General features: G+C 72.1%; 18 protein-coding genes. 10 read left to right on the forward strand and 8 right to left on the reverse strand.

Annotation, left to right across the window (positions count from 1 at the left end):
• The first annotated feature begins 76 nt into the window (after positions 1-76).
• Both A4X16_RS03900 and A4X16_RS03905 read left to right on the forward strand, forming a co-directional pair.
• Positions 77-1,111 carry an LLM class flavin-dependent oxidoreductase gene (locus A4X16_RS03900; protein WP_067116677.1) on the forward strand — a complete coding sequence of 345 codons (1,035 nt, stop codon included), beginning with the start codon at positions 77-79 and terminating at the stop codon, positions 1,109-1,111.
• Between the two features lie 89 nt (positions 1,112-1,200).
• Complete coding sequence (locus A4X16_RS03905) at positions 1,201-1,407, forward strand: methyltransferase (RefSeq protein WP_067116679.1); 207 nt, start codon at positions 1,201-1,203, stop codon at positions 1,405-1,407.
• Between the two features lie 72 nt (positions 1,408-1,479).
• Here A4X16_RS03905 and A4X16_RS17720 read toward each other — a convergent pair whose 3' ends face one another.
• Together A4X16_RS17720 and pheA are read right to left on the reverse strand one after the other, a co-directional pair.
• Positions 1,480-2,049 carry a hypothetical protein gene (locus A4X16_RS17720; RefSeq protein ID WP_157559941.1) on the reverse strand — a complete coding sequence of 190 codons (570 nt, stop codon included), beginning with the start codon at positions 2,047-2,049 and terminating at the stop codon, positions 1,480-1,482.
• A 582-nt stretch (positions 2,050-2,631) separates the two neighbouring features.
• On the reverse strand, positions 2,632-3,582 hold the full coding sequence (pheA, locus tag A4X16_RS03915) for a prephenate dehydratase (RefSeq protein WP_067116685.1): 951 nt from the start codon (positions 3,580-3,582) through the stop codon (positions 2,632-2,634).
• Positions 3,583-3,691: 109 nt separating this feature from the next.
• On the opposite strand from pheA, the gene pgm reads away from it, so the two are divergent.
• Positions 3,692-5,335 carry a phosphoglucomutase (alpha-D-glucose-1,6-bisphosphate-dependent) gene (gene pgm / locus A4X16_RS03920; RefSeq protein WP_067116687.1) on the forward strand — a complete coding sequence of 548 codons (1,644 nt, stop codon included), beginning with the start codon at positions 3,692-3,694 and terminating at the stop codon, positions 5,333-5,335.
• A gap of 80 nt (positions 5,336-5,415) precedes the next feature.
• Here pgm and A4X16_RS03925 read toward each other — a convergent pair whose 3' ends face one another.
• Positions 5,416-6,564 (reverse strand): glycerate kinase, encoded by a 1,149-nt coding sequence (locus tag A4X16_RS03925; protein ID WP_067116689.1) that lies wholly within the window; start codon positions 6,562-6,564, stop codon positions 5,416-5,418.
• A 32-nt stretch (positions 6,565-6,596) separates the two neighbouring features.
• A complete protein-coding gene (locus A4X16_RS03930; RefSeq protein ID WP_067116896.1) occupies positions 6,597-7,547 on the reverse strand; it encodes a LacI family DNA-binding transcriptional regulator in 951 nt (316 codons plus the stop codon).
• Between the two features lie 154 nt (positions 7,548-7,701).
• On the opposite strand from A4X16_RS03930, the gene galT reads away from it, so the two are divergent.
• From galT to galE, 3 genes are read left to right on the forward strand one after another with little or no spacing between them, the layout of a single operon-like run.
• Complete coding sequence (gene galT, locus A4X16_RS03935; RefSeq protein ID WP_231880263.1) at positions 7,702-8,949, forward strand: galactose-1-phosphate uridylyltransferase; 1,248 nt, start codon at positions 7,702-7,704, stop codon at positions 8,947-8,949.
• Positions 8,946-10,163: a galactokinase gene (gene galK / locus A4X16_RS03940; RefSeq protein ID WP_067116695.1), complete on the forward strand. Its 1,218-nt coding sequence runs from the start codon at positions 8,946-8,948 to the stop codon at positions 10,161-10,163. Before galT ends, galK begins: the two co-directional genes overlap by 4 nt.
• Before the next feature lie 39 nt (positions 10,164-10,202).
• A complete protein-coding gene (galE, locus tag A4X16_RS03945) occupies positions 10,203-11,177 on the forward strand; it encodes a UDP-glucose 4-epimerase GalE (protein WP_067116697.1) in 975 nt (324 codons plus the stop codon).
• A 10-nt stretch (positions 11,178-11,187) separates the two neighbouring features.
• Here galE and A4X16_RS03950 read toward each other — a convergent pair whose 3' ends face one another.
• From A4X16_RS03950 to A4X16_RS03960, 3 genes are read right to left on the reverse strand one after another with little or no spacing between them, the layout of a single operon-like run.
• On the reverse strand, positions 11,188-12,501 hold the full coding sequence (locus A4X16_RS03950) for an MFS transporter (protein ID WP_231880264.1): 1,314 nt from the start codon (positions 12,499-12,501) through the stop codon (positions 11,188-11,190).
• A gap of 5 nt (positions 12,502-12,506) precedes the next feature.
• Positions 12,507-13,418: a polysaccharide deacetylase family protein gene (locus A4X16_RS03955; RefSeq protein WP_067116703.1), complete on the reverse strand. Its 912-nt coding sequence runs from the start codon at positions 13,416-13,418 to the stop codon at positions 12,507-12,509.
• Positions 13,418-14,599 carry an ROK family transcriptional regulator gene (locus A4X16_RS03960; protein ID WP_067116706.1) on the reverse strand — a complete coding sequence of 394 codons (1,182 nt, stop codon included), beginning with the start codon at positions 14,597-14,599 and terminating at the stop codon, positions 13,418-13,420. Before A4X16_RS03960 ends, A4X16_RS03955 begins: the two co-directional genes overlap by 1 nt.
• A gap of 161 nt (positions 14,600-14,760) precedes the next feature.
• On the opposite strand from A4X16_RS03960, the gene A4X16_RS03965 reads away from it, so the two are divergent.
• From A4X16_RS03965 to A4X16_RS03980, 4 genes are all read left to right on the forward strand, one after another.
• A complete protein-coding gene (locus tag A4X16_RS03965) occupies positions 14,761-14,994 on the forward strand; it encodes a hypothetical protein (RefSeq protein ID WP_067116709.1) in 234 nt (77 codons plus the stop codon).
• A gap of 101 nt (positions 14,995-15,095) precedes the next feature.
• Entirely contained in the window at positions 15,096-15,563 is a 468-nt protein-coding gene (locus A4X16_RS03970) for an Lrp/AsnC family transcriptional regulator (RefSeq protein WP_067116712.1), read from the forward strand.
• Between the two features lie 34 nt (positions 15,564-15,597).
• Positions 15,598-17,004 (forward strand): NAD(P)/FAD-dependent oxidoreductase, encoded by a 1,407-nt coding sequence (locus A4X16_RS03975; protein ID WP_067116899.1) that lies wholly within the window; start codon positions 15,598-15,600, stop codon positions 17,002-17,004.
• The gene (locus A4X16_RS03980; RefSeq protein ID WP_067116715.1) at positions 17,001-17,348 is read left to right on the forward strand and encodes a cupin domain-containing protein; all 348 of its coding nucleotides are present in this window, start codon (positions 17,001-17,003) and stop codon (positions 17,346-17,348) included. The genes A4X16_RS03975 and A4X16_RS03980 overlap by 4 nt, the downstream gene beginning before the upstream one ends.
• Here the strand turns inward: A4X16_RS03980 and A4X16_RS03985 are convergent.
• Positions 17,336-18,841, reverse strand: coding sequence for a carboxylesterase/lipase family protein (locus tag A4X16_RS03985; RefSeq protein ID WP_067116718.1), 1,506 nt, complete (start codon positions 18,839-18,841; stop codon positions 17,336-17,338). The genes A4X16_RS03980 and A4X16_RS03985 overlap by 13 nt on opposite strands.
• Between the last annotated feature and the right edge of the window lie 20 nt (positions 18,842-18,861).

Genomic DNA, 18,861 nt, shown 5'->3' on the forward strand with positions numbered 1-18,861 from the left:
GCGGAAGGGGGGCGGAGAGGGGGCGGCGACGCGGCGGGCGGGAATTCCGAGCCCGCCCTCGCCGTTGCATCCGTCGATGACTGCTCTCTCCGTTCTCGACCTCGTCCCGGTGCGCACCGGGCAGACCAGCGCCGAAGCCATCGCGGCTTCCCTGTCCCTCGCCGAGGCGGCGGATCGGCTCGGGTATCGCCGCTACTGGTTCGCCGAGCACCACAACATGCCGGCCGTCGCGTCGACGACGCCCCCGGTGCTCATCGCCGCGGCCGCGACGCGGACCACGAGCATCCGCCTGGGGTCCGGCGGGGTCATGCTGCCGAACCATGCTCCGCTCATCGTCGCCGAGCAGTTCGCCGCGCTCGAGGCCATCGCTCCGGGACGCATCGACCTCGGACTCGGCCGCGCCCCCGGCAGCGACCCCGTGATCACCCAGCTGCTGCGCGGATCGGGCACGACGAGCGACGTCGAGCAGTTCCCGCGGCACGTGCAGGACATCGGGGCCCTCGTGTCGGGCGACGGCGCGACCGTGCGGTTCACGTCGGGCGGCGAGTACACCGTGCGCGCGACGCCCGCCGCGACCGGCGCCCCGGAGGTGTGGCTGCTCGGATCGAGCGACTACTCCGCACAGCTCGCGGCCTCGCACGGGCTGCCGTACGTCTTCGCGAACCACTTCTCGGGGCAGGGTCTCGAACGCGCGCTCGACCTGTACCGCAGCGGGTACCGCCCGAGCGAGGAGCACCCCGAGCCCCGGACGTTCCTCACCGTCAACGCCGTCGCCTCCCCGACGCAGGAGGAGGCCGAGGCCCGCGCGCTCCCTCAGCTGCGGATGATGGCGCGACTGCGGCTCAACCAGCCGCTCGTCGCCCTGGAGACGGTCGAAGAGGCGCTCGCGGCGCAGACGGATGCCGCGACCGACCAGGTCATCGAGGCCGCGCGCTCGCGGTGGTTCGTCGGGACCGGGGAGTCGGTCGCCCAGGAGCTGCGCGCGTTCGCGACGACCCACGGGGTCGACGAGGTCATGCTGTCGCCCGTCGCCGGCGCCTACGAGGCCGAGCCCCGCGACTCCGCGGCCGGCCGCGCTCAGACGCTCGAGCTCGTCGCGGCCGCGGTCTGACCCGGGCCTCGCGGCGGATCGCGCGGCGCGGGGGCTGGTATTCCGGTTCGGGCGGGCGTAGCGTCAGCGGCAACGGAAGGGGTTCGACGATGAGCACCAGCACCTTGGCCCTGTGGGTGGCGTACGGCACGAACGGCGTGGTGGGCAGCATCCGCCATGACAGCGAGGGGTACACCGTCGTGATGGCGGGATCGGATGCCGCGACCGGCACCTACCCGACGCTGGAATCGGCGAAGGGCGCCCTGCACTCGAAGATGCGGCCGGGCAGCGGCTGGCCGCTGTTCCGCGAGCACTGAGCCCCTCGCCCGGCCCCGCCGCGCCCACCCCGACTCGAGGGATGGATGGAAAACGTCGCTGGCTGGGAGCGCTCAGCGGCGATTTCCATCCATCTCGGTGCGTCTGAGTGTGATGAGCCGCCGGACGAGCGCGAGGAAGGCCTCGGGAGCGTCGAGATCCTGTTGCGTGAGCCGGATCACCGCCCATCCCCGGTCTTCGAGGTCGCGATGCCGCCGGATGTCGCGACGCCACTGCGCACTGCTCGTCCGATGGCCGTCTCCCTCGTACTCGATGGCGATCCGCCACTCGGGGTACGCCAGATCGAGCCGCGCGATCGACACGTCGGCGTCCCGGACGTCGAACTGGACCACCGGCTCAGGAAGCCCGGCCTGAATGATCAGCATCCGCGTCTCCGTCTCCTTGGGAGATTCGACACGCTCTCGCACGAACCTGATGGCCTTCCGAACCGTCGCGCTTCCGGCGAAGCGTCCCCAGCGATCCAGCTGCTGCACCACATCGTCGAGGGTCACCCTCGGCCGGGGTGTCTCGTCGCGCCCCGGGTAGTTGTCCGCGGTCGCGATCACAGCATCGAGGAGCACGACCACCTGCAGGACCGTGAGCCCGCCCGCGCTCGAGAACACAGCTGAGACCGGGTCGACCACGGGCGCTCCTCGAACGAACCACGTGTCCGCTCGCTCCGCGGCGAGCCGCCGACCGCTCACGCCGGACGTGCGGGGCGGATTCTGCTGCTGCGGGCAGGCGATCTCCAGGGGTTCCTCGATCCGCCACCTCTGCGGATAGGGCAGGGACCACTGTCGCACGGCGCTCCGCGCCACGAGTCTCTGGCCAGCACGCATCCGCGGCAGATAGCACTCCACCCGCGCTCGGAAGGTCGTCGGCAGAGCGGTCGATCTCACGCCATGGAAGGGACGAGCGAGATCGCGAGCATCCGCGCGCCCCCTGCTGACGCCGCGCGAAAGCGCATGCCGGATGCTGAACTCGTCGCCGAGCGAGGGTGGAAGACGACGCCGATGATGCATCGCGACATGCTGCCACGACGCCATGGCTCCCCCGACGCATCCGCCGCCGACCCGCCGGCATCCGCGACACTCTCCTCGCCACCCCGATCTGTGCAGGACAGGTGCCCCGGCGAGCCCTTCGCGGGATGGATGGAAAACGCCGCTGCCGGGGGTCAGCGCGAGGCGTTTTCCATCCATCCCGGCTCGGACGGCCCGCGCCCGGCGCTACGCCTCGGGCTCGCCCGAGAGCAGGCCGCGCAGCCAGTCGCGCGCCTCGACGAAGACGTCGTCGGCGTAGCGGTCGGGGTACTGCACGATCTGCCGATCGGCACGCGGGTACGATCCGAGGAACACGACGCGCGGGCTGAACCGACGGATGCCGAGCAGCGCATCGGCCATGCGCTCGTGCGAGATGTGTCCGTCGGCGTCGATGACGAACCGGTAGCGGCCGAGCTCGTCGCCGATGGGCCGCGACTCGATGAGCGACAGGTTGATGCCCCTGGTCGAGAACTGCTCGAGCATCTCCAGCAGCGATCCCGGGTGGTCATGGGGCAGCTCGACGATGAGCGATGTCTTGTCCGCTCCGGTCGGAGCCGGTGCGGTGGTCGTGCGCGTGACGAGCACGAACCGCGTGACCGCCTGCGCGTTGTCGCCGATCCCCTCGGCGAGCACATCGACGTCGAGGTGCTTCACGATGCCGGGGGCGGCGATGGCCGCCTGCGCAGGGAGCGTGCCGTCGAGCACGCCGATCGCGGATGCCACGTTGCTCGCCGCCGGGATGTGCGAGTGCGACGGCACGTGCGCGCCGAGCCAGCCGTGGCACTGCGCGTAGGCGACGGGATGGGCGGCGATCACGGTCACATCGTCGAGGGTCGTGCCGCGCGGCGCGACGAGCACGAAGTTCACCGGCACCAGATACTCGCCGATGATCCGCAGGCCTGGCAGTGTCGCGAGAGCATCCTGGGTCGTCGAGACGCCGCCCTCGATGGAGTTCTCGATCGCGATCATCGCGGCGTCCGAGACGCCCGAGAGCACGTCGTCGAGCGCCTCGCCCACGTTGTGCACCGCTCGCCAGTCCTGTCCTCGCGCCTCGGCAACCTGTTCGAGCGCCGCCTCCGTGAAGGTTCCGGCGGGGCCGAGGTAGCTGTAGGTGCGGCGTTCAGTCACGCGTTTCACCTTAGCGACTCGGCACGGCCCCGACGCCCCCTCTGCCGCCCTGGGCCCACCCGCGTCAAGGGCCGACGTGAGAGATGCGCGGATGCCGAGATCGGGGCAGACTGTCTGCATGACGAGCCGTGCCGGCCTCCCCGCGGAGGACACTGACCTGATCGACGTCGACGAGCTGATCGCCGCCTACTACGATCGCACCCCGGATCCCGAGGTCGCCGCCGAGCGCGTGGTGTTCGGCACGAGCGGCCACCGCGGCTCGTCGCTGTCGAACAGCTTCAACGAGCATCACATCCTCGCCACGACCCAGGCCATCGTCGACTACCGCACGGCGCAGGGCATCACCGGACCCCTGTTCCTCGGACGCGACACCCACGCCCTGTCGCTACCCGCCGAGCGCAGCGCCATCGAGGTGCTCGTCGCCAACGGCGTGGACGTGCGCGTCGACTCCCGCGACTCCTGGGTGCCGACCCCCGCGCTGAGCCACGCCATCCTCACCTTCAACCGGGACCTCGCCCCGGATGCCGCAGGCCGCGCCGACGGCATCGTCGTCACCCCGTCGCACAACCCTCCCCGTGACGGAGGCTTCAAGTACAACCCGCCGCACGGTGGCCCGGCCGACACCGACGCGACCGGCTGGATCGCGAACCGGGCCAACGAGCTGATCGCGGCCGGCCTCGAGGGCGTGCAGCGCGAGCGCTTCGCCGACATCGACTTCGACGCTCTGCCGAACTACGACTTCCGCGACGCCTACGTGCGCGACCTCGCCTCGATCATCGACATCGACGCGATCCGCGCCGCCGGTGTGCGCATCGGCGCCGACCCCCTCGGCGGGGCATCGGTGGAGTACTGGCAGCTGATCGGCGAGGTCTACGACCTCGACCTGACCGTCGTGAACCCCGAGGTCGATCCGACGTGGCGCTTCATGACGCTCGACTGGGACGAGAAGATCCGCATGGATCCGTCCTCCCCCTCGGCCATGGCCTCGCTCGTGGCGAAGAAGGGCGACTACGACGTCCTCACCGGCAACGATGCGGACGCCGACCGCCACGGCATCGTCACCCCCGACGCCGGGCTGATGAACCCGAACCACTACCTCGCGGTCGCGATCGACTACCTGTTCTCGCACCGCGCCGAGTGGCCGCGCGACGCGGCGATCGGCAAGACGCTCGTGTCGTCGATGATCATCGATCGCGTCGCCGAATCGCTCGGACGCCGCCTGCTCGAGGTGCCGGTCGGCTTCAAGTGGTTCGTGCCCGGCCTGCTCGACGGATCCGTCGCGTTCGGCGGCGAGGAGTCGGCCGGTGCGTCGTTCCTGCGCAGGGACGGCTCCGTGTGGTCGACCGACAAGGACGGCATCCTGCTCTGCCTGCTCGCGGCCGAGATCATCGCCGTGACGGGAAAGACGCCGTCGGAGAGGTACCGCGAGCTCGAGGAGGCGTTCGGATCGTCCGCGTATCAGCGCGTCGACGCGCCCGCGACGCCCGAGCAGAAGGCCACGCTCGGCAAGCTGTCTCCGGATGCCGTGACGGCCACGACCCTCGCGGGCGAGGAGATCACCGCCAGGCTGTCGCACGCGCCGGGCAACGGCGCCGCGATCGGCGGGCTCAAGGTGCAGACCGAGCACGCGTGGTTCGCCGCGCGTCCGTCGGGCACGGAGGACGTCTACAAGCTGTACGCCGAGAGCCTGCGCGGACCGGAGCACCTCGCCGAGGTGCAGGCCGAGGCTCGCGCGGTCGTCTCGGCGGCGCTCGGCGCCTGAGCGCGGTCGGCGCCTGAGCGCGGTCGGCGCCTGAGCGCGGTCGGAGCCTGAGCGCCGGCGGCATGCGGCGCCGGGCGCGCTCAGCGCCTGAGCGCCGGCGGCATGCTCCTCGCGAGCGCGGAGCCGGCTTCGCGCAGCCAGCGCGCGGGCTCCGCGCGCGCGGCATCCATCGACCCGGCGAGATCGGTCAGCGAGACGGATGCCGCGAACGGCGACCTGTCGGCGTCCGCGCCGATCCGGCCCGCGACGAGCAGTACGCGGGTGTCCGCGGAGGCGGCGAGCGCCGCGACGAACGACGGCGCCTTGCCGTCGCCGGACTGCCCGTCGTAGGACCCCTCTCCCGTGATCACGACGTCGGCGTCGCGGATCGCGTCGGCCAGCCCGATGAGGTGCGCGACCTCTGCAGCTCCCGGCGTCAGCGTGGCGCCCCATACCGCCAGGGCGCCTCCCGTGCCGCCGGCCGCACCCGCTCCGGGCAGCGTCGGATCGAGGGACAGCAGATCGGCGAGGCGCGCGAGGCCCGCATCCGCCCGCTCGATCCCGGAGCGATCCAGCCCCTTCTGCGGGCCGAAGACGGCCGCCGCGCCGCGCGGACCGGTGAGCGGATTCGCGACGTCCGTGAGCACGCGCACCTCCGGCGCCGCACGCAGGCCGCGGAGGTCGACGGACGCGATGGCGGCGAGCCCTCGTGCGCCGGGGGCGACCGGGGCACCGGACGCATCGAGGAAGCGCGCGCCCAGCGCCGACAGCATCCCCGTGCCGCCGTCAGTCGACGCGCTCGATCCGATCCCCAGCACGAGCCGCGACACCCCGTGATCGAGGGCCGCCGCGATCGCCTGCCCGAACCCCGTCGTGTCGGCGTCCTCCGGGCGGAGCCGGTCGAGCATCTCGATGCCCGACGTCGACGCGAGGTCCACGACGGCCGTGCCGCCGGGGGCGTCCGCGGATGCGGGCAGCAGCAGCCAGCTCGTCTCGGCCGGGGCGCCGGCCGGACCGTCGACGATGATCGGCATCCGCTCCACGCCCGGCACGGCCGCCGCGAAGGCCGCGACGGTGCCCTCCCCGCCGTCGGCCATCGGCCGGTGCAGGAACGTCACGGCGGGATCGACCGCGGCCCATCCCGCGGCGAGGGCGGTCGCCGCATCCGCCGCCGTGATCGTGCCCTTGAAGCTGTCGGGGGCGAGGACGACCCGCGCTCCTGCACGCGGCGCGGCATCCGGCTCGGTCATGCCGCCGAGCCTACTGCCGGGCGGCGTCGTGCTCAGCGGGCGCTGGAGCGCTCGACGAGATGCGTGGGGACGACGGCGGATGCCGAGGCCGCGCCCGCACCCTCGATCTCGGTCACGAGCAGCTCGACGGCGCGATGCGCGAGGGCACTGAAGTCCTGGCGGATCGTCGTCAGCGGCGGGCGGTAGTTCGCGGCATCCGGCACGTCGTCGAACCCGATCACCGCGACGTCCTCCGGAACCCGCCGGCCCCGCTCGGCGAGCGCGCGCAGCAGGCCGAGCGCCATCTGGTCGTTGGCGCAGAAGACGGCGGATGCCGTGGCCAGAGCCTCTCCCGCCGCGTAGCCGGACTCCGCCGACCAATCGCCCCGCACCACGGCCGGCGGTGCGACCCCGGCCGCGACGAGCGTCTCGCGCCAGCCGCGTTCGCGCTCCGCCGCGGCGAACGAGTCGGCGGGTCCCGCGAGGTGGTGCACGGCGTCGCGCCCGAGGGCGAGCAGGCGCGCTGTCGCGGTGGCCGCACCGCCGACGTGGTCGCTGTGCACGACGACGAGGTCGGCCGAGGGCGGGGCGTCGATGACGACGAGGCGCAGACCGACGGGCCGCTGCGCCGCGGGAAGGAGAGCCGAGGCCTCGTTGAGCACGATCGCGCCGTCGACCTCCTGCTCGGCGAGGCGGTCGAAGGCGTCGGCCACGCTGTCGCCCGCCGTGACGAGGGTGAGGGCGTAGCCGCGCTCGGCAGCGGCCTCGGCGGTGGCCTGCAGCATCCGGGAGTTGCCGACCGTGGCCAGCGTCGTCACGACGAGACCGATGGTCTGGGAGCGTCCGGTCCGCAGCGCCCGGGCGGCGCGGTGCGGGCGGTAGCCCAGCTCGGCCATGGCCCTCTCGACGCGCTCCCGGGTGGTGGGATCGACCCGGGGGCTGTCGTTCACGACCCGCGAGACGGTCTGCCCCGACACTCCCGCCCTGCCGGCGACCATGGCCATCGAGACGCGGCCCGAGGCCGTGCGCTGTCGGCGCGGGCGGTCAGCGCCGCGCGACAGGTCGTCGTCGTGCATCCGCCCTCCTCCGTCGACTGTCTTCGCCGTTCACAACTCCGGAATGTTGACGTTACCACGGCCGTGTGCCTACCATGTTTACGTGAACACGGACGAATCTGCGGAGTTGCGAACCGAGACCCTGAGCGCCGGCGTCGTGAAACGAGCCACCACGCTCGCCGACGGCCGCGAGCTCATCTACTTCGACGACCCCGGCACCACGCTCGGCGCCGACCGCGCCGTCGACGCCCGCACCCTGGACCCCCGCGGCGAGACCGCGACGATGCGCCTCGACGTGCTCACCGGAGACTGGATCACGGTCGCCGCCAATCGGCAGAACCGCGTCATGATGCCCAGCGCCGACGCCGACCCGCTCGCGCCGCAGTCGCCGACCAACCCCTCCGAGGTCCCGTCGCTGTACGACGTCGCGGTCTTCGAGAACCGCTCCCCCGCGTTCGGCCCCGCGCTCGCCGAGGCGATCGGCGCCGCGCCCGCCGCGGGCAATCCGCCGCGCGGCCTCGACGACCTCGCCGCGCTGGGCCTCGGCCGCACCCGCACCTCGGTCGGGCGCTGCGAGGTCGTGTGCTTCAGCCCGGAGCACACCGGCTCGTTCGGCACCCAGTCCGTCACCCGTGCGCGCACCGTCATCGAGGCCTGGGCCGACCGCACCGCCGCCCTGTCGACGCTGCCCGGTATCGAGCAGGTCTTCCCGTTCGAGAACCGCGGCGAGGCGATCGGCGTCACCCTGCCGCATCCGCACGGCCAGATCTACGCCTACCCGTACGTCACCCCGCGCACCACACGTCTGCTGGACTCGATCGACCGCACGGCGCCCGACCTGTTCCAGCGCATCCTCGAGTTCGAGCAGGCGTCCGAGCGCGTCGTCTTCCGCGGCGAGCACTGGACGGCGTTCGTGCCCTTCGCCGCGCGCTGGCCCCTCGAGGTGCACCTCATGCCGCACCGGCACGTGCCCGACTTCGCCGAGACGACCACCGCCGAGCGCGACGAGCTCGCGCCCCTGTACCTGCGGCTGCTCCGCGGGGTCGACGCGCTCTACGACACGCCGACGCCGTACATCGCGGCCTGGCACCAGGCTCCCGTGCACACCGGACGCGAGAGCGTGCGCCTGCACCTGCAGCTCACGAGCCCCCGCCGCGCGGCCGACAAGCTGAAGTTCCTCGCCGGATCCGAAGCCGCCATGTGGGCCTGGGCCGCCGAGGTCACCCCCGAGCAGGGCGCCGCCCGCATTCGTGAGGCCATCGCGAGGGCCGACGACGCCGACGCGCCCGACGCCGCGCAGACCGAGCCCGCGCTCACCGAGACCACCCCCACCGACGAGGTATCCGCATGACCGCTTCCGAGCCCGCTCCCCCGACGCCGACCACTCCCACGGCGACGGATGCCGACGCCGCGACCCTCTTCGCCGAGCTCACCGGACGCGAGCCGGACGGCGTCTGGTCGGCTCCCGGCCGCGCGAATCTCATCGGCGAGCACACCGACTACAACGAGGGGTTCGTCCTCCCCTTCGCGATCCCGTTTCGCACCGTCGCGGCGGTCGGCGTGCGCGACGACGCCCGCATCCGGGTCGCCTCGACCTTCGCCGAGGACGCCGTGGAGGTCGCTCTCGACGACCTCGACGATCTCTTCCCCACTCCCGCCGGCACGTCCCCCCGCGTTCCGGAGTGGGCGGCCTACCCCCTCGGGGTCGCCTGGGCGCTGCGCCAGGCGGGTGCGTCCGGCCCCGGCGTCGACATCGCGATCGCCTCGGACGTGCCGGTCGGCGCGGGGCTGTCGTCCTCCGCCGCGATCGAGGGAGCCGCGGCATCGGCGCTGAACGACCTCTGGAGCGCCGGGCTCGACCGCGTGGCCCTCGCCCGCATCGGCCGTCGCGCCGAGAACGAGGCCGTGGGCGCGCCGACCGGCATCATGGATCAGATGGCGTCGATGCTCGGCGAGCCCGACGCCGCGATCTTCCTCGACTGTCGCACCCTCGACGCCGCTCTCGTGCCCGTCGGCGTCGCCGAGGCGGGCCTCGCCATCCTCGTCATGGACACCCGCGTGAAGCACGCCCATTCGACCGGCGGATACCGGGAGCGCCGCGCGTCGTGCGAGAAGGGCGCAGAGATCATGGGCGTCCCGAGCCTCCGCGACGTGTCGGTGGACGACCTGCCCCGCGCCGCCGAGCTCATGGACGACGTGACCTTCCGCCGCGTGCGGCACATCGTCACCGAGAACCAGCGCGTCCTCGACACCGTGCGAGTGCTGCGCGAAGACGGCGCCAGGGCGATCGGCGACCTCCTGGTCGCCTCGCACGCCTCGATGCGCGACGACTTCGAGATCTCCGTCCCCGAGCTCGACACGGCGGTCGACGCGGCCCTCGCCGCCGGCGCCCTCGGCGCACGCATGACGGGCGGCGGCTTCGGCGGCGCCGCGATCGCGCTGATCGAGCAGGACGCCGTGAAGTCCGTCTCTGATGCGGTCGCCGCGGCCTTCGCGGCATCCGGGTTCGAGGCTCCGGCGGTGTTCACCGTCACGCCCGCCGCGGGCGCCCACCGGGACGTTTGAGATACTGAAGCCTCCCCTTCTCCCGACCAGAGGAGCACCATGTCCTGGATCGTCACCGGCGGCGCCGGCTACATCGGCTCGCACGTCGTCCGCGCACTCGCGGATGCGGGACTGACCCCCGTCGTCCTCGACGACCTCTCCAGCGGGGTGGCGTCGTTCGTGCCCGAGGGCGTGCCGTTCGTGCAGGGCAGCATCCTGAACCGCGACCTCGTCGAGAAGACGCTGCGCGAGCACGAGGCCGACGGTGTCATCCACGTCGCGGGCTACAAGTACGCCGGGGTCTCTGTGCAGCGCCCCCTGCACACGTACGCGCAGAACGTCGAGGGCACGCGCGTGATCCTCGAGGCGATGCAGGCGGCCGGCGTCACGAACATCGTGTTCTCGTCCTCCGCCGCCGTGTTCGGCACCCCCGACGTGCCGCTCGTGGTCGAGAGCACCGAGAAGAAGCCGGCCAGCCCCTACGGCGAGTCCAAGCTCATCGGCGAATGGCTGCTGCGCGACCAGGCGGTCGCCACAGCCGACTCGGATGCTCCGCTGCGGCACACGTCGCTGCGGTACTTCAACGTCGTCGGCTCCGCCGACCCGACGGTCTACGACGTCAGCCCGCACAACCTCTTCCCGATCGTGTTCGAGAAGCTCCTCGCAGGCGAGACCCCTCGCATCAACGGCGACGACTACGACACGGAGGACGGCACGAACGTGCGCGACTACGTGCACGTCGGCGACATCGCGGCCGCGCACGTCGCCGCCGCGAAGCGCCTCGCCGCGGGCGAGCCCATCGAGGCGGCCTACAACCTCGGCTCCGGCGACGGCCTCAGCGTGAAGCAGATCATGGACGCCATGTCCCGCGTCACGGGCATCGACTTCACGGCCGAGATCGGCCCTCGCCGACCGGGCGATCCCGACCGCATCGTCGCGACGGGAGAACTCGCCGCTCGCGATCTGGACTGGAGGATGCGCTACTCGGTCGACGAGATGGTGCGGACCGGCTGGGAGGCACGGCGCTCCGCGTAGCGGACGACCGTCAGTCGCGGGTGCGGAGCGGGTAGAGGAAGAAGCACAGCCAGCCGAGGGCGCAGAACGCCATCGGGACGACGGCGACCATCAGCCGGATTCCGCCGTCGACCGACTCGGGCTGCGCGTCGCCGAGAGCCGCATCGAAGCCCGACCCGGTGAGCACAGCGGCGGCGACCACGGCCTGCAGCACGACCGAGCCGCGCACCACGAAGCCGTTGACGCCGAAGTACGCGCCCTCGCGGCGATGCCCTGTGCGCGCCGCGTCGTCGTCGATGATCTGGGCGAGCACGACCTCGAGCAGCTGCAGCAGCCCGCCGACGCCGACGCCCACCGCGACGCCCACCAGCGCGGCCGCGAGCACGCTCGACGGGAGGAGGTAGCCGAGCACGGCCACGCCGAACACCGCGACGCTCGCCAGCAGCGCGGAGCGCGGCGACGTCCGTCGGACGACCGCGCTCCATAGCACGATCGACGGGATCGCCGTGAGGAAGATCGCCCCCAGCAGGATGCTCCCCTCCCCCTCGGCCGCATGCAGCGAGTACCGCACGTAGAACGGCAGCGCGGCGAGGATGACGGCGATCGCCGTCTGCACGCACAGCGACCCCAGCACGTACGGCACGAACGCGCGGTTCGCGAAGGTGTAGGTGAGCTGGTCGCGCCAGCGCATCGCCTCGGATGCGGCTTCGGGCACGCGGCGCTCGATCATGCCGCCGGCGAACGACCACACCAGGAACACGAGGCACACGGCGCTGAGCACGACCGCCATGCCGGGCCAGCCGATCGAGTCGTACAGCGCGGGCGCCCCTGCGGTCCCGAGCACCATGCCGAGGATCGCGAAGATCTGCCGGGGGACGTTGCCACGGGCGCGCTCCTCGGTGGTGCGGAAGATCTCGGGGAACAGCGCCGAGATGTTGAGGACGACCACCACGTACGCGATGTCGTACACGGCCACGACGACGAGGAACCACACGATGAGGCCGGCGGTCGGCAGCTCCGGCGGCATCCACACGAGCGCGAAGGCGACCACGAGCGGCACGATCCCGATTCCTATCCACGGGATGCGCCGGCCCCACGGCGTGCGGAAGCGATCGGACACCGCCCCGACCACCGGGTTGAGCACCGCGTTGAGCACGCCGTGCGCGATCATCGCCGCCGCCACCCATCCCGGCGCCACCCCGAGATGGGTGACGTAGAAGTACACGACGAACGCGGAGAACGTCTGCGTCATGAGCTGCGTCGGGAAGCCCGACGCCCCGAACGCGATCGTCTGCGCTCTCGACGGGGCCGCGTCGAGGCGACGGTCGCGCAGTCGAGCGGTCATCGACATCATGAGGCGCCTCCGCCCTGCCGTTGGAGGTCGCGCAGCGCCCGCCATCCCAGACGCACGAGCCCCTCGTCCGCGATCGCATGGAGCACGACCGGGTCCGACAGCAGGCGCAGCTCATGGCCGCGCTTCTCGGCGGCGACGTCGACGAGCGCCCGCAGCTCGTCGTCGTCGGTCATCGGATGCAGGTAGATCTCGGTGACCCCGGACGGTATGGCCCGCAGCAGCGCGACGAAGCCGTCCCTGACCTGCTCGTAGGTCTCACCGGGCGCCGCCTCGAACGGGTGGGTCCACAGCCGGTCGACGATCTCGACGCCGAGCGCATCGGCCGCCGCCGACGCGGCATCCAGCTTCGCCTGCAGCGCGGGGTCGGTCGCCGTGCCCTCCATGCTGCGCGGCAGCCGGAACGGCAGACCGTGCTGCGCCGCGAGCTCGAGCACCGGTCGCAGGAAGTCCCGTCCGGTGAGAAGGCCGTAGACCGAGCCCATGTGATTGTCGAGGTGCGTCACGTCCACCCCCGCGGCGAGCGCGGTCTGCAGCTGCGCGGCGATCTCGGCGGACACGTCCGCGACGGCGGCGGTCTCCTCCACGGAGAGGACGTCAGCCGGGAAGAACCCCGCCTCGTCGACGAGCGTCGTCCCGGTTCCGGTGAGCGGCCGCCAGCGGTAGCGCGTCCACTCGCTGGTGAGCACGAGATGGACCCCGACGTCGAGGTCGGTGCGAGACGCCGCGAACGACAGCGCCTCCGGCGCCCAGGCGCATGGCACCATCACGGTCGCCGAGTCGACGTATCCGGCATCCAACAGCCCCGCGATCGCGGTGTTCGCCGCGTGACACATCCCGAAGTCGTCGGCGTTGAGGATGATCGCCCTGGCATCGGGGTCGAGGCCGAGCCGTTCCGCGAGGTCGGACATCAGCGTCCTCCTTCGACCAGCACGCGCCTCTCCGCCGCCCGTCGTCCGGTGCGGCGCTCCGCCGACGGGACGAGCTGCGAGAAGACCGTGGCGCGCAGCGCCGACGCCGCCTGATCGACGGCGCCGACGAGCGGGGCCTCCGGCCCGAAAGACGACACCGTGAACCGCATCGGCAGCTGCGCGGCCAGCTCCTCCGCGACGGCGGCGACGGCATCGACGAGAGCGGGGTGCGCGGCGTATCCGCTGAGGACGAAGGCCTCGGGGTCGAGGACCAGCGCGATCGTGCCCGCGACGTAGGCGAGGCGGCGTCCCATCTCCGAGACCAGCGCGAGTGCGGCCTCGTCGCCCGCGGACGCGGCGTCGAGGTGACGGTCGAGCGGCTCCTCGGGGTCGAGACCGTGGGCCGTCGCGAGATCCTGCACGACGTCCTCACCGAGCACAGGGGCTCCGATGGGGAGCGGCGTCTGCGGCACGTACATGACCTCGCCCGCGACGCCGGAGAAGCCGCGGTGCAGCACGCCGTCGATGACGATGCCCGCGCCCAGCCCGTCATCGAGGAGCAGCAGGGCGAAGCTCGCCAGCTCGGCCCCCGAGCCCTCGGTCAGCTCGGCGAGAGCGGCGAGGTTGACGTCGTTCTCGACCCGCACCGGACAGTCCAGACGCGTGGCCAGCGACGCGCGGAACGCTCCGCCGTCGGGGCCCTGATCATCGCGGATGCCGCCGTCGGCCGTCACGATGCCAGGCACGGCGACCACGGTCAGCACCAGGGGTCCGCGCACTGCGCTGCGGCAGGCCTCCACGAGCGCGGCGATGTGCTCGACCCGGTCGCCCTGCACCGGGAAGGCGCCGTGCTGCTCGGCGCGCACGGTGCCCGTCGGATCCACGAGGACGACGTGCGCGGCATGCGGGTCGACGTGCACGGCGGCGGCGAATCCGAGCTGGGGGTGCAGCGCCACGCGGCCTGCCGCCGGCCCCCTCGTGTCCCGGTCGAGCCCGGCCGCGGCGACGGCGCTCGAGCTCTCGAACATCCGCAGCACCTGCGTGACGGCGGTGCGCGACAGCCCTGTCTCCCCCACCAGCTCGCTGCGCGTGAGCGGCCCTCGACGAGCGAGGGTCTCGAGGATCGCCCGCCCGTTGAGGGTGCGGAGCAGGGTCTGGGGTCCGGCGAGCGGCCGTGCCATGAGATTCCCCCCGGGATCGACGTCCGACTCAGCATGACACATCGCGTCTCACCGGTCGAGGGGTTGCCCGGCGCTCGCGTCACGATCGGTCCGCAGGCGGGTCTTGTATCCGGGCCCTCATCCGCGGGCCCGCCTCCCGTTCCACGGACGAAGGGTTCCCCGTGACGAAGACCTCGTCCGTTCCGTACGAAGTGACCGCGATGGTCGAGAACGGCTGGTGGGTCGTGCGCATCGCCGACCTCGATCTGCGCTGCCGGGTGACCACGCTCGCCGAGGTCCGACCGGCCGCGCGCAGCATGCTCGCCCGCGCGCTCGTCGTGCGTCCGGGCGCGGTCGCGATGACGATCTCCGTCATCCGGTTCACCGACGGCCGCCTCATCCGCCACCGCTGGTAGCAGCTGCTCCCGGAGCGGTCGATCGCCGGAAGCCGCACTCTCAGGCATCTCATTCGACGGAATCAGTTGCCGAACGTACGCCATCCTGTCAATATCGACACATGAGCCCCGCAGCGAAGCAGCCCGCCCTCGACGACATCTCGAAGCGCATCGTCGAGCTCCTGCAGGAGGACGGCCGCCGGCCCTACGCCGAGATCGGCCGCGAGGTCGGCCTCAGCGAGGCCGCTGCGAGGCAGCGTGTGCAGCGCATGACCGAGGCCGGCATCATCCAGATCGTGGCCGTCACCGACCCGATGCAGCTCGGCTTCCACCGCATGTCCATGATCGGACTCCGCGTGAACGGCGATCCGCGCCTCGTCGCCGAGGAGCTGACGAAGATCACCGAGCTGGCCTACGTCGTCGTGACACTCGGCACGTTCGACATCCTCGTCGAGGCGGTCTGCGAGAGCGACGAGCACCTGCTCGAGCTCATCTCCACCCGCATCCGCACGCTCCCCGGCGTCGCGCACACCGAGAGCCTGCTCTACGCGGGTCTGTATAAGGACCTCTACAACTGGGGCACGCGCTGAGGCGCCACCCGTCGCGCACACCGAGGGAGTGATCATGGGAACCACCGTCTTCGAACGCCGCCGACCATCGGATGCCGTCATCGACGCGTCGCTGCGCGGCACCGCACTGGCGACCTTCTGGCTCGACGACGTGGAGCGCCCGCGGCATCCGTCGCTCACCGGCAGCATCACGGCCGACCTCGCGATCGTCGGCGGCGGCTACACGGGACTCTGGACGGCGATCCGCGCCAAGGAGCGCGACCCGGAGCGCCGCGTGGTGCTGCTCGAGGCGTCGCGCATCGCGTGGGCGGCGTCCGGGCGCAACGGCGGGTTCTGCGAGGCGAGCCTCACGCACGGCCACGAGAACGGCCTGACGCGCTGGCCCGAGGAGATCGACCGGCTCGAGGAGCTCGGCATGGCGAACCTCGACGGCATCCAGCAGACGGTCGAGCGCTACGCGATGGACGTCGACTTCGAACGCACCGGGCAGCTCGCCGTGGCCGTCGAGCCGCACCAGGTCGAGTGGCTGCGCGAGGAGGAGGGCTTCCTCGATCGTGAGGCCGTGCAGGCCGAGGTGCACTCCGACACCTTCCTCGCCGGCGCCTGGGACCGAGACACGACCGCCCTGGTGCATCCGGCGAAGCTGGGGATGGAGCTCGCCCGCGTCGCCGTCGAGCTCGGGGTCGAGGTCTACGAGAACTCCCTGGTGCGCGCCGTCGACGGCGACGGGACGGGCGCCGTCACGCTCGTCACGAGGAACGGCGGTCGCGTGCGGGCGGATGCCGTGGCCCTGAGCACGAACGTCTTCCCGTCGCTGCTGAAGCGCAACCGCCTGATGACGGTGCCGGTGTACGACTACGTGCTGATGACCGAGCCGCTGTCGGGTGAGCAGCTGGCGTCGATCGGCTGGTCGAACCGGCAGGGCCTCGCCGACAGCGCGAACCAGTTCCACTACTACCGTCTGACGGCGGACGATCGCATCCTGTTCGGCGGGTACGACGCGGTCTACCACTTCGGCGGCAAGGTGCGCCCGGAGTACGAGGACCGGATGGAGAGCCACCGCCGCCTCGCCTCGCACTTCTTCACCACGTTCCCGCAGCTCGAGGGTCTGCGCTTCACGCACCGCTGGGCGGGGGCGATCGACTCGTCGAGCAGGTTCTGCGCGTTCTTCGGCACCGCCCGGCGCGGACGAGTGGCGTACGCGTCCGGATTCACCGGCCTCGGCGTGGGGGCGGCGCGCTTCGCCGCCGACGTCATGCTCGACGAGCTGTCGGGGCAGCCGACCGAGCGCACGGAGCTCGCGATGGTCCGCGAGAAGCCGATCCCGTTCCCTCCCGAGCCCGTCGCCTCGATCGGCGTCAACCTCGTGCGCGCCGCCATGGATCGCGCCGATCACGACGAGGGCAGGCGCAACCTGCTCCTCCGGACCCTCGACGCGGTCGGGATGGGGTTCGACTCGTGAGCGAGCTCGCCGCGGGCGAGGCGGCGGATGCTGCGGCGCTGCCGCTCGTGCACGAGCCGCTGCCGGCTGACGAGGTTCTCATCGGCAGGCCGACGGCCGCCTCCCTCGCGCTGGCGACGCTCGGCGACGTCGAGGTCGGCGTCTGGGAGATGACGCCCGGCACGGCATCCGACACCGAGGTCGACGAGGTGTTCGTCGTGATCTCCGGCCACGCCCGGATCGAGTTCGTCGAGCCGACGCTTTCGGCGATCGAGGTCGGCCCCGGGTCTGTCGTGCGGCTCGCCGAAGGCCAGCGGACCACGTGGACGGTCACCGAGACGCTGCGCAAGGTCTACATCGCCTGAGCGGCTGCCGACTCGGAGACCGCTCCGAGCAGCGGCCGCACCGTCGCGTACGCGTCCGCCTCGTCCCGCGTCCTCGCGTCGTAGATCCGGACGACTCCGGCGTCCCCCTCATGCCGCGGCCAGCCGGGGTCTCCGGCGGTGATGAACGACACCGCACCCGCGTGCACCTCGTCGGCGAGCTGCTGGGGCGGGTGCGGACCGGCGAGCGCCTCGATGCCGGGACCGTCGAGGCAGTCGAAGAAGAACGGCACGTCGAGGCAGTGCTCGGCGAACCCGAAGCGACCGGACGGCCACGAGAAGCGGTACACCCAGGTGGGCGCCTCGCCGCGATCGGCGGCGACGCGCAGCACCCCGGCGCGGAACAGGCGGTCGGTGATCACGCGGCCGGCGAGGCGGGACTTGCCCAGGCGCACGACGTCGGCGTTCGCCGCGAGGTACTCCGAGCGGATGCTGCGATCGAGGCCGAGCCGGTCGAGCAGCAGACCGCGCGGCACCCAGCGCAGAGCCTTCGCCACCGCACCGCCGAACACCATCGTGAACTCGTCGTCGGTCGCTCCGAGCACGAGCGGCTTGTCGGCGCCCACGCCCGCGCGCAGCGACTCCCGCGTCGGCCGGGGGATCAGGTCGCCGTCCACGACCGGCCCGAGCGTCAGCCCGTCGTCGATCAGCGTCGCCATCTCCTGGGGTGCGACGCGGGTCGCGGCCTTCTGCAGGGCGAGCACCCGCTCCTCGTCGACGTCCGACCAGCCGGCGACGGTCGGCTCCCCACCCGCCGACGCGGCGAGCCTTCGCCCGAAGGCCTCCGCTCGGGATGCGGCCACGTCCGTGAGCGCGGACGAGATCGCGTAGACCCCGTGGAACAGGTGCTGCGCCGCCGGCATCCCGAGCAGCGTGAGCACCGCTCCTCCGCCCGCGGACTGCCCCGCGATCGTCACGCGTCGGGGATCACCGCCGAACGCGGCGATGTTCTGCTGCACCCACTCGAGCGCCAGAAGCCAGTCGCGCACGCCCCGGTTCGACGGAGCGTCCTCGATCCAGCCGAACCCGTCGAAGCCGAGCCGGTACGAGAGCGTCACCGTCACGACGCCGTCGCGCGCGAAGGCCCGGCCGTCGTACCAGGGGCTGGCCGGCGACCCGGAGGTGAAGCCGCCGCCGTGGATCCACACGAGCACCGGCAGTTCGGACGCCGCGGGATCCGGCGTGAACACGTTGACGTTCAGGGTCGAATCGCCCTCGACGCTCGGTTCGGGGATGAGCGTGTCGCCCTGGTCGCCGCGCTGCGCCGTGGCCCCGTGGCCGAGGGCATCGCGCACGCCCTGCCACGGCGAGTGCGGCACGGGCGCCTGGAACCTCAGCGGGCCGACCGGCGGCTCCGCGAACGGGATGCCGAGGAACGCGGCCGACCGCGGCATCCGGCCATCAGGGTCAGAGCGCCAGCGCCCTCGGACTCGTCCTGCAGCAGTGTCGACCTCGACGTCTTCGGTGTCCGGCATGGACTCATTCTCTCGGACGA

This window comes from Microbacterium sp. H83 (assembly GCF_001650405.1).
Classification (GTDB): Bacteria; Actinomycetota; Actinomycetes; order Actinomycetales; family Microbacteriaceae; genus Microbacterium.